This is a genomic window from Micromonospora sp. NPDC049523, from assembly GCF_040676775.1.
GTDB lineage: Bacteria > Actinomycetota > Actinomycetes > Mycobacteriales > Micromonosporaceae > Micromonospora_G.
In genome coordinates this window covers 261,223-278,649 of the sequence record NZ_JBFAPP010000009.1, presented here as the reverse complement: position 1 = coordinate 278,649, position 17,427 = coordinate 261,223, and the positions used below count along the sequence as shown (strand labels likewise).

The window sequence follows — 17,427 nt, the reverse complement described above, 5'->3', positions numbered from 1 at the left end:
CACGGCATGTCAGCATCCCCGGTACGGTTCGGCCTGATCGGCTACGGCTTCGGCGGCCGGTACTTCCATGCGCCGCTGCTCGCCTCGGCCGCCGAGTGCGATCTGGTCGGTGTGGTGACCACCTCCTCGGCGCGGCGGGAGGAACTGGCTCGGGACCAGCCGGGCACGCCGGCCTTCGATTCGCTGACCGCCCTGGTCGCGGAGGGTGTGGAGGCGGTCGCGATCTCCACCCCGGCGGCCACCCACCTGGCGCTGGCGCAGGAGGCGATCGGGCTCGGACTGGCGGTCGTGGTGGACAAGCCGTTCGTGCTGGATCCGGCCGCGGCGCGGGAGACCGTGGAGCTGGCCGAGCGGACCGGTGTGGTGCTGAGCGTGTACCAGAACCGCCGCTGGGACTCGGACCTGTTGACCGTACGTAAGCTCGTCGCGAGCGGGGAACTGGGCACGGTCACCCGGTTCGAGTCACGGTTCGAGCGGTTCGCCCCGCAGCCGGGACCACCCGCCGCCGGTGGCGGCACCCTGCTCGACTTCGGCAGTCACCTGGTCGACCAGGCGTTGACCCTGTTCGGCCCGGTCGACCGGGTCTACGCCGAGATGCGGCTGCGGGACGATCTCGGTGGCCGCGACGACGACTTCTTCGTCGCCTTGCAGCACACCGGCGGGGTCCGGTCCCAACTGTGGGGCAGTTGGGTTCAGGGCGCGCCCGGTCCCCGGTTCCGGGTCACCGGCAGTACCGGCAGCTACCTGGTCGACGGGGTGGACGGGCAGGAGGACGCGCTCATCGCCGGCCGGTCGCCCGCCACCGAGGCGGATCGGTGGGGCGTGGAGCCCGAGCACCGGTGGGGCCGGATCCAGCGCGGCGAGACGACTACGGTCGTACCGACCGAACGCGGCCGCTGGGACACCTACTACCCGGCCTTCGCGGCGGCCGTACGCGGCACCGCCCCCGTCCCGGTCGACCCCTGGGACGCAGTCGCCAGCCTGAAGGTCCTCGCCGCCGCCCGCACCAGCGCCACCCAAGCCGAAACCATCCCCCTCCCCTGACCCCACTTTCGCTCGTTGATCATGAAGTTAGCGACGAGAAATGTGCCCTGGAGGCGCGCTAACTTCATGATCAACGGCTTGGTGGGGGGCGGTGGTGGCTGGGGGCTGACAAGCTGGGGTGGTGGGCGGTGGCGGGCGGTGGGCGGGGTGAGCGGGGCGACTCCGGGCGCAATCGGGCCGCGTGACCTGGCAGTACGGGACTGGCGGCGGATCCTGGTCGTGGGCGTACGCGGAACGCTGGTGGTGCTCTGGCTGCTCTGGGCGATGCTTGCCTGGTGGTCGGCACCCCGTCCGGCTGACGCCGACCAGGCGCGACGCGACATCGCCGCCGGCTCGGTGACGAGTGTCAATATCGGAACCTACTGGGACAACGGTGGGTTCTGGGGCACTAAACGGATCATGGCAGGTGGTCCCGACGGGAACCAGGTCGCCTGGACGACGGAGACCGGCCGGGTGCGCTACACCGACGTCGGTCACGGATACCCCGAGCCGGCGACGGCGGCCCGGGACGGCAGCATCCCGGCACGGGGCCGCCCGCTTGTCGCGGAACTCCAGGCCGCGGCGGGCGTCAACGGTACGGGAGTGGTCCACCCGCTCATCCGTACGGCGTACTGGCTCGCGGTGTCGCTGATGGCCGTGTTCCTGATCGCCCTGGTTTCGGCTCCCGCCCCGATCCGGGGTACGAAGTGGTACTGGTTCTGGCTCTCCTGGATCCCGCTCGGGCTGGGCGTCCTTGCCTGGGCCACCCGGGAGCCCTGGCTGTACGGGCCACAGACAGCGCTGGAGCAGAAACTCGTCGGCATCGACGGGCCGATCGCGAAGAGGCGGCCCAACGGTTTCGAGGGTTTTGCGCTCCTGGTCGTCATGGGGATCGCGATCGGCCTCGCGCTGTATGGACTGGGCCGACTGCTCGGCCCGACCGTCGTGCCGGGCTGACGCTTCCGAGCCCCGGCTGTCGTGCCTGGCTGGTGGCGCCGAGCCACGGCTGTCGTGCCGCGCTGATGCCGCCGAGCCAGGGCTGTCGTGCCTGGCTGGTGCCGCCGAGCCCCGGACAGGTCAGCGGCTGCCGGCGTACCCGGATCTTCCGACGGCGACGCGGCCCGACCGGGGTGGTCGGGCCGCGCGGATGTCGGGGCCTGGTCGGTCAGTCGCCGGAGTCGGCGGAACCGCCCGAGTCGGCGGAACCGCCCGAGTTCGCCGACTCGCCGCCCCCGCCACCGCGCTTGCGCACCGGGGCCGGCGAGTCGTCCGGGCTGTCGTTGCCCGCCTTCGGCTTCGCAGGCGCCGGCTTGCCCTTGTCGCCCGTGCTGGTCGCCTTCTTGGCCGGCGGAGGGGCCGGTGAGTCGGCGGCCGAGGCATTCGCGCTGTCCGCCGACTCGGGTGAGGGATCCACCCACTGCGGGTCGCCCGGACTGTCCGATGCCGAGTTCGCGGAGTCGAACGGCGACTGGTACGGGCTGTCGGCCGACTCCGGCGAGTCGTCGGCGACCGCCTGGTCCAACTGGGTGTTCACCTGGATCGGACTGACCCGGTCGCGCAGTTCGATGCCGTCGCTGGCAGCCGCCGCCCCGGCGGTGAGCCCGGCGACCAGTGCGACGGCACCCGCCCCGGCGACGATCCGCCACGGTCGATTGATGTGCATGGCATCCTCCTCGGTGTCTTCGTGCCTGTGCCTCCAGCCTCGGCCCCGGCGATGAGGTACGCCTGAACCGGACGTGAGACCTTCTTCATCCGGACCGGGCTGGTGGATCAGGTGGGCGGGCGGAGTCGGCGGGCGCTGTCCAGCCACTGGGCGGCCAGGTCAAGCCGGGCTCGGGTGTTCACCGGCCAGTCCCGTTCCTGCACCCGGTGCGGCCCGGTGGCCAGCGACAACACCACCGCCGCGGTTCGATAGCGCAGGTCGGCGGGATCCACCACCCGCTCGAACGCGGCCAGGTACGTCGCCCCCGCGCGCAGGATCGTGCCGGCCCGGTCCCGGTTCATCTGGGCCAGCACGGAGAGGTGCCCGAGCAGGCAGGCGAGATCGTCCAACCGCTCGCCCGGCCCGGCGGTGTCGACGTCGAGCAGGCCGCAGATCCGGCCACCGGAGACCAGCAACTGGCCCTCGTACAGGTCGCCGTGCACGACGGTGCGGGCTTCCGGGCCGGACTCGCAGACGACCGCCTCGGCCAGCCCGCGCGCCTGCTCGGCCACGCTGGGCAGCGCGGCGGCGAGCACCGAGGCGTAGTGCGGCGCCTTCTCCCGCCAGGACCGCCGGGGCCGGCCGTGCGCCAACTCGGCGGGCAGCCGGTCGAGCAGGGTCAGCACCGCCCGCCCCGGCGGTGGCGGCTGCCGGGCGTGCAGTGCCTGCCGAAGGGTGCGGCCGGGAAGCGCCTGCAACACCAGCAGCCCGTCCGGGCTGTAGCCCAGGCTCGGCGCGGCCGGTAGCCCGGAGTCGACCAGCAGCCGATGCCGTTCGTGCAGGTCACGTACCTGATCGGGGCGGACGACCTTGAGGAAGAGCCGGTCCCGACGGCCGACCGCCTCGATCACCGCCCGCCGTCGCGGGCGGTACGCCCGGACCTCCAACCGCACCGGTCCGCCATCGCCGAGGCCGAGGTCGCGCAGGAGTACGGCAACGGCCCGTTCGTCGTACGCGGTGCGCAGCGCCGGCAGATCCGGGTCGTACGGGAAACGCCAGGCGGCCACCCGGTCGACACCGTCCTCCAGCACCACCGTGCCGCGTGGTGGACGACCGGTGCAGGCGGCCAGCCGTTCCTCCCGAACCCGTCCGTCCGGCCACCGGATCCGCACCCGGTACGCGACCGTGGACCGGCGCCCCGGCTGGTGTTCGACCTGGACAGCCCGCCAGGCGAGCAGTTCACCGCCGGCCGGTCGCAGGGCGGTCCGCAGCAACTGCTCGGCTCCCGGCCCGGTGAGTAGATCAAGATCGGAGTCGGGGGAGCCGCCCGGCCCGCCGGTGCTGGTGGTGGTCGTCGACATACTGCCGACGATCCCGGCGCCCGATGAGCCGGAGGTGAGCCGCCGATGAGAAACCGCTCAGCCTCGGCTGGTCAGTGCGGGAAGCGCCAGCGGGTCTGGCTGTAGGGGTCCTTGCCGAAGCCGAAGGCGGTGGCCGGGGCGACCTCGAACACGAGTGCCGTACCGGCACCCGAGGCGTGGTGGAACATGCCGTCGCGGACGTCGAACCGCCAGTCTTCGCCGTACTTCGTGACGTAGGCGTCGGCGATCCGGCGCAGCCGCGCCTCGTCGGCGAGCCGGACCGCGTCACCCTCCAGCACCAGGTCCAGACCCTGGTGCAGGCCGTTGCTCCCGGTGGTCAGCACGGTGTGCGGGTTGTCGGCGAGGTTGCGGGCCTTGCGCTCGTCGGGCCCGGTGCAGAAGTACATCGCGTGGTCCAGCCAGACCCCGAGCAGCGGGGTGACGTGCGGCCGCCCGTCCGGGCGTACGGTCGACAGCCAGTAGAGTTCGGCGGCCGTGAGGATCTCGCGGGCCTCGGCCCAGCCGGTGGCCTCGGCGGCGTCGTCGCTGTACCGGGCGTCCAACTCGGTCACAGGTTCCAGAGTGTCCATCACCAGTCCCGTCACGCTGCGTCGATCGGTCGTCGCCGACGCTACCGCCCCGGTACGACACCCACCCGCAGTTCGCAAGCGTGTCCGGGCACATCAGCCGGCGGCCGGCAAGCGTGTCCGGGCACATCAGCCGGCGGCCGGCAAGCGTGTCCGGGCACGTCAGTCGGCGGCCGGCAAGCGTGTCCGGGCACGTCAGCCGGCGGCCGGCACTGCCGCGTCAACGCACCTCCAGCAGGGTCTTGCCGAAGCCGGCCCGGGACTCGATGACGGCGTGCGCGTCCGCCGCCCGTTCCAGCGGGAAACGCTGCCCGATCGTGGGGCGCAGCCGGCCGGCCGCCGCTTCGGCCAGCGCGCTCTCGGTGAAGCCACGTAGCTGCGTCGGGTTCATCGCCGGGCGCAACGCCTGTACGCCACGCCGCTGCGCGGTCTCCTCGGAGATGTCCGCCCACTCGCCGCTGGCCAGGCCGAAGCTGAGCATCCGGCCGCCACGGTCCAGCAGCTCGAATGCCGCGCGGGCGAGGTCGCCGCCGACACCGTCGAAGACCACGTCGACGCCGCCGACGGCGCCGCGTACCCGATCGGTCCAGTCCGGTTCCCGGTAGTCGACGGCGACGTCGGCGCCCAGGTCGCGGGTCAGCCCCATCTTGTACGGGCCGCCGGCCGCCGCGACGACCGTGGCGCCGGCCGCCTTGGCAAGCTGCACCAGCAGTGAGCCGACCCCACCGGCCGCCGCCTCCACCAGCACCCGTTCACCGCCGACCAGACCGGCCGACCGGACCAGCCAGGTCGCCGTACGCCCGTCGGCGAGCAACGCCACCGCATCGTCCAGGGCCAGCCCGTCCGGCACCGGGAACAGACCGGCGGCGTCCACCGAGGCCCGTTCGGCGTACCCGCCGGAGCCGCCGGTGCTGCTCACCACCCGACGGCCGACCAGGGCCGGGTCGACGCCGGTGCCGACCGCGCTGACCACACCGCCGACCCCGTTGCCCGGGATCATCGGCAGTTCCGGCCGGTACGGGCCGGCGCCCGTCGCCCGGAACTGGGTCTCGACGAAGGTGATGTTGACGAATGCCACCTCGACCAGCGCCTGCCCGGGGCCGGCGACCGGCTCCGGCGCCTCGCCGGAGACGAGCTGCTCCGGCCCGCCGAACCCGTTCAACCACACTGCGCGCATGACCACTCCTCCGGCGTTCGGCGCTCCTCCTGTCCAGACAGCCTGCAACCTCAACAACGGTAGAGGTCAAGTGTCGGCGGCGGTGCAATCCCGCTCGACCCGACGGCGGGTCAGCCGGCCAGGCGGTAGCCGATGCCGCGTACGGTCTGGATCCGGTCGGTGCCGAGCTTGCGACGCAGGTACCCGATGTACACGTCCACCACGTTCGAGCCCGGATCGTGGGCCAGCCCCCAGACCCGGTCCAGCAACTGCTCCCGGCTGAGCACCTGACCCGGATGGCGCAACAGGGTCTCGGCGAGCAGGAACTCCCGCCCGGTCAGCTCGACCAGCTCCCCGTTCACGCTGGCGGTACGGCGTACCAGGTCGAGCCGGATCGGGCCGGCCTGCACCACGGTCGGGGTGGCCTGGCCGTGCTCGCGTAGCCGGGCCCGTACCCGGGCCAGGAGTTCGTCGAAACTGAACGGCTTGGTCATGTAGTCGTCGGCACCGAGGTCGAGCCCGGCGACCCGGTCCGGCACCGCGTCCCGGGCGGTGAGCACGATCACCGGTAACCGCTCGCCCCGCGCCCGGAGCTGGGCCAGTGCGGCCAGCCCGTCCTGGCCCGGCAGCCCCAGGTCGAGGATCAGCACGTCGAAGTCACCGCTGCGGGCGGCCCCGGCGACCTCCACCCCGCTGGTCACCACCGTGGTCACGTAGCCGGCGGCGCGCAGCCCCTTGGTCAGGAACGAGGCGATCCGCGGCTCGTCCTCGGCGATCAGGACCCGGTTCACCGGATGCCTCCGGGCACGACCGAGGCGGCGGGCAGGACCAGGGTGAAGGTCGACCCCGCGCCGGGGATGCTGTCCACCGCGACCGTGCCCCGGTGGGCCTCCGCGATCGCCGCCACGATGGCCAGGCCCAGCCCGGCGCCCTCGGCCCGAGCATGGGCGTGTTCGGCCCGGGCGAACCGGGCGAAGATCCGTTCCCGGTCCTCGGGCTCGATGCCGACCCCGGTGTCCCGTACGGAAAGCAGCACCCGGCCCGATTCTGCCTGGCCGGGATGCTCCACCCGGGCGGAGAGTTCGATGCTGTCCACGGGCCCGGTGAACTGGACCGCGTTCTGGGCGAGCTGCATCAGCGCCTGGGTCAGCCGCTGCCGGTCGGCGAGCACGGTCACCTCCTCGATGGTGCCGATCCGCCAGTCCCGATCACCCAGGGCAACGGCTTTGGCGTACACGTCGTGCATCATCAGCGCGACCTCCACGTGGTCGGGGTGCAGGAAGTCGGGCTGCTCGGCCTTGGCGAGCATGAGCAGGTCGTTCACCATCCGGTTCATCCGGTCCAGTTCGTCGGTGACCAGCGCGATGGTCTCGGCGCGCTCGTCCGGGTCGTCACCCATCAGCTCAAGGTGACCGCGGACGATGGTGATCGGCGTACGCAGCTCGTGCCCGGCGTCGGAGACGAACGCCTGCTGCGCGGCGAATGCCCGGTGCAGCCGGCCGAGCATTCCGTTGAAGGTGTGCGCCAGGTCGGCGACCTCGTCGGTCCCGGTGACCTCGATCCGCCGGGAGAGGTCGGTCTCCTCGATCGTGCGCGCGGTTTCGGTGACCGTACGCAGTGGACGCAGCGCCCGGCCCATGGCCAGGTAACCTCCGGCGGCGACGACGACGATCACCAGCAGGCAGGCGAGCGCCATCAGGCGTACGGCGTCGTCGATGTCGGCCCGCCGTTCGGCACCGAACTCGACGACGACCACCTGGCCGCGTACCGCGCCGTCGATGATCAGGGGTACGGCGAGCCAGCGCGCCGGACCGCCGGGACTGTCGTCGACCCGCCCGTACGCGCTCGCGGTCAGCCCGGACCAGTGGCGCATCAGCTCGGCGTCACCACTCAGGTCGTACGGTGGCGCCTCGGTCGCCCGGTAGAACGCCCCGTCGACCAGCACCAGCACCGCCTCGCCGGCCTGCGGCTCGTTCCGCAGCAGGTACGTGTCCGCGATGGCCCGCAGGTCGGGGCCGAACGGCTGTCCGCTCGCCGGGTCACGTCCACCGACCAGTCGCCGGAACTCGGTCACCTCCTGGCGCATGTCGGTGCCGATCCGGTTGTCGAGCTGGTTGAGCAGCACCTGGCGGATCACCACCACCGAGGCGAGGCTGGCCACCGCGAGCAGGGCCAGCGCCCACCCCAGCAGACGCAGCCGCAACCCGAGACCGAGAGTCCGACGCCACGGTCGTACCGCTGCCTCAGTCGTCCCCGTCGTCGTCCTCGTCGTCATCGTCGCCGGACCGGTCGTCATCGTCATCGTCATCGTCGGCGGACCGGTCGTCATCGTCGGCATCGGCTGGCTCGCTGTCGTCGCCGCCGGCCCGTCCGTCGTCACGCCCGGCCGGTCCGTCGTCGTCTCCACCAGCGGGTCCGTCGTCGTCGTCGCCGGCCGGTCGGCCGTCGTCCGCGGCGGGCTGGTCGTCTCCGGTGGCGGGCTGGCCGGCGTCGTCGTCATCGTCGCCTCCGGGGTTGGCCGGGCCGAGGCTCGCGCTGCCGGCTGGGTCGGCTCCATCGTCGGTCCTCGTCTGAGCTGCCGGGCTGATGATCTGGATCGGCGGAACCTGGTCGGGCGGGAGCAGCGCCGGCAGGCCGACACCGGTGAGCAGGCCGACCAGTGCCGCCAGCCCGATGCCGGTGGCGACCTTCTGTGTGCTCATCGGACCAAGGTTGCCGGCCCGCGATAACCAACCGGTGAGAGCCGCATGAGAAGCCTCTCATCGACGGGTCTTCCCAGGTCAGCGGCGGGGCGTCAGATAAAGAAGTTTTCACCTTCGGCTGAGCGTCGGCTTACGGACCGGCTGAACACTGGCGGCCACTGGCAGCAGACCGACCGTGGGGGCGGGCATGAGCGAGAGCAGACCATCGACCACATCGAAAAAACGCAGATCCGGCGGCAGGACCAGACGCCGCCGGATCTGGATTCCGGTCATCGGGGTGGCATCCCTGCTGACCACGATGATCGCCGTCCAGCCGGTCTGGGCGGTCACGTTCACCGTCAACAGCACCGCCGACGCGGTCGACATCAACATCGGCAACGGCATCTGCCGGACCAGCGCCAACACGTGCACGCTGCGCGCCGCGATCCAGGAGGCGAACGCGACGCTGCCCGGTGACACGATCCAGGTGCCGGCCGGCACGTACCAGATCACCCGGGCACCCGCCGGCGACAACGGCGACGACACCGGTGACCTCGACATCCTCAGCCCGCTCACCATCATCGGTGCCGGCGCCGCCGGGACCATCGTGGACGGCGGGCAGCCACCGGCCGGGGCACCCGCAGAACGTCGCGGACTGGACCGGCTGCTGGAGATCCACGACAGCGCCGGCAACGTCACCGTCTCCGGGGTCACCCTCCGCGAGGGGTACGACTCCGAGCAGGGCGGTGCCGTACTCAGTGTCTCGTCCGGTGTCGTACGCCTGCAGGGCGTCTCGGTGCTGGACAGCTACGCCGGGGTCTCCGGCGGCGGCATCGACCTCGACGGTGAGGGCCGGGTCGAGATCAGCGGCTCGACCATCAGGGGGAACGCGACCGGCGGCGACGGCGGTGGCATCTCCAACCAGCACGAGGTCGAGTTGGCGCTCACCGACACCGCGCTGACCGGGAACACGGCCGGTGCCGACGGCGGTGGGCTCAGCAGCGTCTCCAAGACCCGGCTGACCGTCACCCGAGGCACCGTCTCCGGCAACGCCGCGCACGGCAGCGGCGGTGGCGTACTCGCCGACTCGGAGCGCGCCAGCACGGTCCGCAACACCGTCTTCACCGGCAACACCGCCGGTGACCCGGTCTCCGGCGACGGCGGCGGTGCCGGCCTCTACCTCGGCGGCAGCGGCGGCGCGACGGTCACCGGGGCGTCGTTCACCGAGAACGAGTCGATCGCCGAAGGCGGCGGGCTCGCGATCCACTCCGGCGGCGCGGTCACGGTCAGCGACAGTACGGTCCGGGACAACACCTCCGAGGCCGGCGGCGGCGGGGTGGAGAACGACGGTCAACGGGTCACCCTGACCCGGCTGACGGTCACCGGGAACACCGCGGCGGCCGACGGTGGCGGCATCGAGAGCCAGGGCAGTGGCGCGTTCTCGATCGTCGACAGCACGGTCAGCCAGAACACCGCCGAGCACGGTGGCGGCTTCGCCAACGTCGCCGACGGCACCCTCCAGATCACCGGCTCCACCTTCTGGGACAACCGGGCCAAGCAGTACGGCGGCGGCATCTACAACGCCAGCGACGCCGAGGCGTTGATCGAGAACACCACGACCTCGGGAAACGTGGCCCAGGTTGCCGGCGGCGGTCTCTACACCGACGCGGACGCGGGCCTGCGGGTGGTCAACGTGACCATCAACCGCAACGTCGCCCCGCACGGCGCCGGCATCGGTGACGAACCGGGCGGCTCGGTCAACTTCCCGGTCGAGCCGAGCCAGTCGGTGATCCTGCGCAACACGATCGTGGCCGGCAACCTCTACAGCCCGGATTGCAGCTTCGCGGTCGGTTCCGAGGGCGGCAACCTGGACAGCGCCGACTCCTGCTACCTGCGCGGCAGCCGGGACCGGTCGAACGCGGGCGACCCGAAGATCGACGCGATCGCCGACAACGGCGGCCCGTCGATGACCCACGCGATCCAGGACGACAGCTTCGCCCTGGACGGCGGCGTAGCCCCGTGCGCCACCGTCGACCAGCGGGGTGTCACCCGGCCGAAGAACACCACCTGCGACATCGGCGCGCTCGAACACGAGGGACCGTTCCCGGCGGCCGACCTGACCCCGCCGGAGACCTCGGTGGTGTCCGGGCCGACGTTCGCCGCCGAACGGGCCACGTTCACCTTCGCCGGCACCGACAACACCACCCCGGTCGGCGAACTGCTCTACGAGTGCCGGGTGCTGGTCAACGACCCGACCGAGCCGCCGGACCCGCCGGACCCGCCGGACCCAACCGAGCCACCGGACCCGGAGTTCATGTTCGTCGGCTGCCCGAACCCGTACGAGGTGCTCGACATCGAGCTGGGACAGAACACCCTTGAGGTACGGGCGATCGACCGGGCCGGCAACGTGGACCAGTCCCCGGCGGTCTGGGAGTTCACCGGCGGCGAGGACATCACGCCACCGGAGACGACGTTCGCCAGCACCCCGCCGAACCCGAGCGCGGGCCGTACGGCCACGTTCTCGTTCCTCGGCACCGACGACCTCACCCCGACCAACCTGCTCGAGTACGAGTGCCGGATCGACAGCACCGACGAGCTGGCCTGGCTGGAGTGCGCCAGCCCGTGGAGCTTCTCCAACCTGACCACCGGTTCGCACACCGTGCAGGTACGGGCGATCGACGAGGGCGACAACGTCGACCCGACCCCGGCGACGTACACCTGGACGGTCGGTTCGCCGGTCGATTGCGACACCTCGAACGTGATCCTCGGCGCCGACGCGGACTCCTGGGTCGACGAGTCGAGCACCCAGGAGAACTTCGGCATCGACGAGTCGCTCAGCGTCCGCTCGCGGGCACCCGGCGAGGACACCCGTACGCTGATCCGGTTCCCGCTGCCGACCGACGTACCGGCGGCCTGTGAACTGACCGGGGCGACCATGCGGTTGCACGCGGACGGCGAGGTCGGTCGGACCCTGGAGGCGATCCCGATCGGCTCCGCCTGGGCCGAGATGCAGGTGACCTGGGCCAACCAGCCCGGCACGGTCGGCACCGCGGCGACCACCGGCTCCGGTGCCGGGTTCCGGGAGTGGAACGTGACCGGTCAGGTCGCGGCAATGCTCGGCGGGGCGCCGAACCACGGCTTCCTGATCCGGGACTCCGCCGAGGAGGGCGAGGGCGACGACTCCTCGTTCGCCTCCCGCAACACGGTCGCGGAGCCGCCGCTGGTGCCGCAGCTCGTGCTCCGGTTCGACGGTCCGGGGGCCCCGCAGCCGCCCGCGCCGCCGGCACCGGTCGCGACCACGGTCACCTGCGGTCAGGTGCTGACCCAGAGCACCCGGCTGCTCAACGACCTGACCAACTGCCCGCTCGACGGGTTGGTGATCGGGGCGCCGAACATCGAGGTCGATCTCGACGGGCACACCGTCGACGGGCCGGGTTACTTCCCCGGACAGCCGGGATCGCCGATCGAGCTGCCCGAACTGGGCGGACCGGCCGGCGTACGCAACGTCGGCTTCGAAAACGTCATCGTCACCGGCGGAACCGTGCAGCAGTTCGTGTACGGGGTCTCGGCGATGGCCGGCACCCGGTTCAACCGCTACGAGGACCTGACCGTACGCGAGAACGCGGTCGCCGGGATCGAGCTGTCGAACGCCGACGACGGCCGCAACGCCAACCAGGTACGCGGTAACACCTTCGACGCCAACGAGATCGGGGTGGCCCTGGTCGCCGGCTCGGAGAACAGTGTCCTGGCGGAGAACAGCTTCACCGGCAACCTCGGGGTGGCGCTCTGGCTGCAGGACGCCAGCGGCCACCTGGTCGAGGACATCACGGTCAGCGGGGTGACCGCCGACCCGACGATCGGCAGCGACGGCGGTTTCCTGCTGGAGGACTCCCGCGACAACCGGCTGATCGGCAACACCCTCTCCGACAGCGGTGACGGCGGGATCCTGATCACCGAGGGTTCGCACCGGACCCTGGTGCAGGGCAACACGATGACCCGTACCGGCGATGCCGGGGTGACGGTGGAGGACTCCGACGAGATCCAGGTGATCGGGAACGTCTCGCACCTGGCGGCGGACTCCGGCGTCGGCCTGTCCGGGGCGAGCGACAGCGTGGTCCGGGACAACGACGTCCGGTACAACCCGGGCGGTGTGGAACTGGAGGGCTCCAGCGACAACCTGGTCGAACGGAACGACGCCAGCTTCTCCGGTGGTGTCGGCATCTCGGTCGGGCCGGGTTCGCTGCGCAACCGGATCCTCGACAACGTGGTCAACGGCGCGTCTGGTGGCGGTATCGCGGTCGAGGGCGCGGCGGTCGACCCGGAGGGTGTGCCGCTCGGCGCGAACGTGGTCGAGCGCAACGAGGTGACCGGTAACCAGGGCGACGGCATCTCGGTGCCGGAGGCCGGGCACCGGTTGGCCGACAACGTGGCGCACCACAACGCCGCGTTCGGCATCGACGCCGCCGAGGAGGGGACCATCGACGGCGGCGGCAACGTCGCCAGCGGAAACGGTGAGCCGGAGCAGTGCCGCGGCGTCGTCTGCGGTACGGGCACACCGGGTGCGCCACCGGCAGCGGACATCACCGGGCCGGACACCGTACTGACGTCGACGCCGCCGAACCCGAGCAGCAGCCTCGGCAGCATCCACTTCGGGTTCACCGGTACGGACAACACCGCCCCGCCGACCGCACTGCGTTTCCAGTGCCGGCTGGACCCGCCGCCGGACCCGCCGGCTCCGGAGCCGGATCCCGGTGACCCGCCGCAGCCGCCGGACGTCGACAACTGGGTCGAGTGCGTGAGCCTGACCTCGTACCACTTCCTGTTCGCCGGGGTGCACCGGTTCGAGGTGCGTGCGATCGACCCGTCGGACAACGTGGACCTGACCCCGGCGACGTACACCTGGACGGTCGCGGCGGTGCCGCCCGGACCGGACTCGACGCCGCCGAACACGACCATCTTCTCCACGCCGGACCAGGCCAGCACCACCCCGGTCGCCGTCTTCGGTTTCCGGGGCAGTGACAACGCCTCGCCCGGCCCCAACCTCGGTTACCAGTGCCGGTTGGACGCGGCGCCGTTCGGGCCGTGTCTGAGCCCGAAGACGTACTCCGGGTTGGCGTTGGGTGTGCACACCTTCGAGGTACGGGCGGTGGACCTGGCCGGCAACGTCGACCCGATTCCGGCGGCGTACACCTGGACCATCTCGCCGGCTCCGGCGGACAGCACCCCGCCGGAGACCACCATCGACTCGGCCCCGGACGCCACCACCGTCAGTACGGACGCGAGCTTCACCTTCTCGGCGAGCGAGACGGACTCGACGTTCGAGTGTTCGTTGGACGGTTCGGCGTTCACCGCGTGTACGTCACCCGTGGCCCACGTCGGGCTCTGGGCGACCGACCACGAGTTCCGGGTACGGGCCACCGACCCGGCGGGTAACACCGATCCGACCCCGGCGGCACACGCCTGGACGATCCGTCCGGCACCCGTGCCGACGCAGGTGACCTGCGGTCAGACGCTCACCCAGAGCGTGCTGCTGACCAACAACCTCACCAACTGCGGCAACGACGGGTTGGTGATCGGGGCGGCCGGCATCACGGTCGACCTGAACGGGTTCGGTGTCGACGGCATCGGGCAGGGGGTCGGGGTCCGGAACAACGGTCACGACCAGGTGACCGTCACCAACGGCACCGTCGGCGGCTTCGACTACGGCCTCCAGTTGAACGCCGGCACCGCCGGTAACATCATCTCCAACCTGACGCTGACCCAGAACCAGGAGGCGGGCATCCAGCTCGCCGACGCGGACAACGGCAGCGCCGGCAACCTGGTACGCGGCAACACGCTCACCGACAATGCGGCCGGCATCGTGCTGACCGGCGGCACCCAGGGCACGCTGCTGCTGGACAACACGATCGGCGGCAGCGCACTGGAGGGCATCCACCTGGTGGGTGCCAGCGGCAACCGGATCGAGGAGAACCGGGTCAGCGGGTCCAGCGGCATGGGTCTGTGGCTGGAGGGGTCGAGCAACAACACGATCGTGGGCAACACGATCCTCGACAACTCCGACGCGGCGGTGACCCTGGAGGCGGCGTCCAACGGCAACAAGCTGGAGGGCAACGAGCTGACCGAGAGCGAAGCCGGGATCAACATCGTCGAGTCCAGCGGCAACGACGTCATCGCGAACATCGTGACGAACCACAGCGACGGCGGGATCAGCCTGGAGGCGGCGCTGAACAACGTACTGCGCGGCAACGACGTGCGGTTCAACAGCACCGGCATCGAGCTGCACCAGTCGTCCGGCAACCGGATCGAGTCCAACGACGCCAGCGACTCCTCGTCGACCGGCATCGCGCTCGGCTCGGAGTCGCTGAACAACGTGGTCACCCTGAACACGGCCAGCGGCAATTCGGCGGAGGGCATCTCGGTCGAGGCGGAGGTGTTGCCGGAGAGCACCGAGCCGGGCAACGTCATCGACCGGAACACCACCGGCAGCAACAGCAGTGACGGCATCTCGGTCAACAAGGCCGGGCACCGGATCTCGGCCAACACGGCCAACAACAACGGTGGCTGGGGCATCTACGCCGAGACCGGGAACGTCGACGGTGGCGGCAACCGGGCCTCGGGCAACACCGAACCGATGCAGTGTTACCAGATCTCCTGCGACGGTTCGGCGCCCACACCGCCGGAGGTCGCACCGCCGGACACGTTGATCGTCGACGAGCCGGCGAACCCGAGCAACAGCACGTCGGCGAGCTTCACCTTCACCGGCATCGACGACAACACCTCGCTGTTCGACCTCGGGTTCGAGTGCCGCCTGGACAGCACCGACGAGGCCGACTGGGTGGAGTGCGAAAACCCGCAGACGTACGGCAACCTGACCGCGGGTACGCACACCTTCCAGGTACGGGCGGTGGACCTGTCCGACAAGGTCGACCCGACGCCGGCCACGTACACCTGGGTGGTGGCGTTGTCACCGCCCGGCGTACCGCCGGTGAGCACGATCAGCGCCGGGCCGACGGCCCAGACCGCGGCGCGCACCGCGCTGTTCACCTTCTTCGCCAACGAGGCGGACGCCACGTTCGAGTGCTCGTTGGACGGGGCGGCGTTCGCCGACTGCGTGTCGCCGGTGTTCTACGAGGACCTGCTACCGGGCACGCACGAGTTCCAGGTGCGGGCGCGGGACGCGGAGGGCAACGTCGAGCCGACGCCCGCCACCCGCGCCTGGACGATCACCGGCCCGCCGGTGGTCACCCTGGTCGTCGCCCCACCGGTGGAGGACCCGAGTACGACGGCCACGTTCGCCTTCACCGCGAACGAGCCGGTGGTCCGGTTCGAGTGCTCGCTCGACCTTGCCGCGTTCACCACCTGCGTCTCCCCGGCGGATTTCGCCAACCTGGCCATCGGCGACCACTACCTGCGGGTACGCGCGGTGGACCTGGACGGGGTCACTTCCGGCGAACAGCAGTGGGCCGAGCACGAGTGGGCGGTGGTCCCGGGCCCGGACGCCACCCCGCCGGAAACGGTGATCGACACCGGGCCGGCGAACCCGAGCCCGGTCGGTACGGCGAGCTTCACCTTCGCCGGCACCGACAACGTCACCGCTCCGGCCGGGCTGATCTTCGAATGCCGCCTCGACAGCCAGAACGAGGCCGATTTCGTGGAGTGTGTGAGCCCGCACGGCTATCCGAACCTGGATCTACCGGCCAACCTGGAGCCCGGTCCGCACGTGTTCGAGGTGCGGGCGGTCGACCAGGAGGACAACGTCGACCTGACCCCGGCGAGCTACGCGTGGACGGTGGCCGGTACGCCCACCGCCCCGCAGACCACCATCGCCACCGCACCGGACCTCGCCACCACCAGCACCACGGCGACGTTCACCTTCACCTCCAGCCAGCCGGGCTCGACCTTCGAGTGCGCGTTGGACGGGGCGGCGTTCGCGCCGTGCACCTCACCCCGTACGGTCACCAATCTCGCGGTCGGTGACCACAGCTTCGAGGTGCGGGCGGTCAACGGTGGCGGGGCAGGGGACCAGAGTCCCGCGGTCTTCGAGTGGACGGTGCAGCCACCGCCGGACACGACCGCGCCGGAGACGTCGATCGGCAGCGCACCACCGGCGACGACCACCAGCCCGACCGCGGCGTTCACCTTCACCGCGAACGAGCCGGGCGTGACGTTCGAGTGCTCGCTCGACGCGGGCGCGTTCGGGGCGTGTCTCTCCCCGGTCAACTACACCGGGCTGACCGCCGGAACCCACCAGTTCCGGGTACGCGCAACCGACCCGGCGGGCAACGTCGACGCCACTGCGGCGACGTACTCGTGGACCGTTTCGGCGCCGCCGAGCTGTGCGGCACCGGGTTCGGTGACGCTCGGGGCGAACCAGGACAGCTGGGTGTTGCAGTCCTCGTCGTCGAGCAACTACGGCCAGGATTCGGCGATCAAGGTCGACAGCAAGTCGGGCAACAATGCCCGGGTCCTGGTCCGGTTCAACCTGCCGGCGATCCCGTCGGGTTGTCAGGTGACCGACGCGCGGCTGCGGCTCTATTCCGGGTCGTACAAGACCGGTCGTACGTTGCAGGCGATCCCGCTCGCGGCAACGTGGTCGGAGGCGAACGTCCGCTGGAACAACCAACCGGCCACCACCGGTACGGCGGCCACCACGGCGTCGGGCAACGGCTACCGCGAGTGGGTGGTGCCCGCCCAGGTGGGCGGCATGTACGCGACCGGCAACTTCGGGTTCCTGATCCGCGACAGTGCCGAGAACGCCAACGGGATGGAGCAGGCGTTCAACAGCCGGGAGAAGGGAAGTGACAACCCGCCCAGACTGGTGATCACCTTCGGCTGACCCAGCCGGTCACCGGTCCGGCCGAACCTCGGCCGGTAGGACCAGAGCCGCCCTCTCCGAGTGGATCGGAGGGGGCGGCTCGTCATGCGCGCCCGGATGAGCGGGACGCAAGTCTGAGGTGAACGAGGCCTGAACAGCGCA

Annotated in this window: 11 protein-coding genes; 3 read left to right on the top strand and 8 right to left on the bottom strand. The window is 71.1% G+C overall.

Annotation, left to right across the window (positions count from 1 at the left end; all coding sequences use genetic code 11):
- Positions 1 to 6 precede the first annotated feature (6 nt).
- Together AB0J90_RS16880 and AB0J90_RS16875 are read left to right on the top strand one after the other, a co-directional pair.
- A complete protein-coding gene (locus AB0J90_RS16880) occupies positions 7 to 1,044 on the top strand; it encodes a Gfo/Idh/MocA family oxidoreductase (RefSeq protein WP_363596701.1) in 1,038 nt (345 codons plus the stop codon).
- Between the two features lie 66 nt (positions 1,045 to 1,110).
- Complete coding sequence (locus AB0J90_RS16875) at positions 1,111 to 1,980, top strand: hypothetical protein (protein ID WP_363596699.1); 870 nt, start codon at positions 1,111 to 1,113, stop codon at positions 1,978 to 1,980.
- Between the two features lie 208 nt (positions 1,981 to 2,188).
- On the opposite strand, the gene AB0J90_RS16870 is transcribed toward AB0J90_RS16875, so the two are convergent.
- From AB0J90_RS16870 to AB0J90_RS16835, 8 genes are all read right to left on the bottom strand, one after another.
- The gene (locus tag AB0J90_RS16870) at positions 2,189 to 2,686 is read right to left on the bottom strand and encodes a hypothetical protein (protein ID WP_363596697.1); all 498 of its coding nucleotides are present in this window, start codon (positions 2,684 to 2,686) and stop codon (positions 2,189 to 2,191) included.
- Positions 2,687 to 2,793: 107 nt separating this feature from the next.
- Positions 2,794 to 4,026, bottom strand: coding sequence for a hypothetical protein (locus AB0J90_RS16865; protein ID WP_363596695.1), 1,233 nt, complete (start codon positions 4,024 to 4,026; stop codon positions 2,794 to 2,796).
- A 71-nt stretch (positions 4,027 to 4,097) separates the two neighbouring features.
- Entirely contained in the window at positions 4,098 to 4,598 is a 501-nt protein-coding gene (locus AB0J90_RS16860) for a pyridoxamine 5'-phosphate oxidase family protein (RefSeq protein WP_363596693.1), read from the bottom strand.
- Between the two features lie 235 nt (positions 4,599 to 4,833).
- Positions 4,834 to 5,790 (bottom strand): zinc-binding dehydrogenase, encoded by a 957-nt coding sequence (locus AB0J90_RS16855; RefSeq protein ID WP_363596691.1) that lies wholly within the window; start codon positions 5,788 to 5,790, stop codon positions 4,834 to 4,836.
- Between the two features lie 110 nt (positions 5,791 to 5,900).
- A complete protein-coding gene (locus AB0J90_RS16850) occupies positions 5,901 to 6,560 on the bottom strand; it encodes a response regulator transcription factor (RefSeq protein WP_363596689.1) in 660 nt (219 codons plus the stop codon).
- Positions 6,557 to 7,972 carry a HAMP domain-containing sensor histidine kinase gene (locus tag AB0J90_RS16845; RefSeq protein ID WP_363596687.1) on the bottom strand — a complete coding sequence of 472 codons (1,416 nt, stop codon included), beginning with the start codon at positions 7,970 to 7,972 and terminating at the stop codon, positions 6,557 to 6,559. Before AB0J90_RS16845 ends, AB0J90_RS16850 begins: the two co-directional genes overlap by 4 nt.
- A 40-nt stretch (positions 7,973 to 8,012) precedes the next feature.
- Positions 8,013 to 8,471 carry a hypothetical protein gene (locus AB0J90_RS16840; RefSeq protein WP_363596685.1) on the bottom strand — a complete coding sequence of 153 codons (459 nt, stop codon included), beginning with the start codon at positions 8,469 to 8,471 and terminating at the stop codon, positions 8,013 to 8,015.
- A gap of 108 nt (positions 8,472 to 8,579) precedes the next feature.
- The gene (locus tag AB0J90_RS16835; RefSeq protein WP_363596683.1) at positions 8,580 to 8,744 is read right to left on the bottom strand and encodes a hypothetical protein; all 165 of its coding nucleotides are present in this window, start codon (positions 8,742 to 8,744) and stop codon (positions 8,580 to 8,582) included.
- A 4-nt stretch (positions 8,745 to 8,748) separates the two neighbouring features.
- On the opposite strand from AB0J90_RS16835, the gene AB0J90_RS16830 reads away from it, so the two are divergent.
- Positions 8,749 to 17,286 carry a right-handed parallel beta-helix repeat-containing protein gene (locus tag AB0J90_RS16830; protein WP_363596681.1) on the top strand — a complete coding sequence of 2,846 codons (8,538 nt, stop codon included), beginning with the start codon at positions 8,749 to 8,751 and terminating at the stop codon, positions 17,284 to 17,286.
- The last annotated feature ends 141 nt before the right edge of the window (positions 17,287 to 17,427 follow it).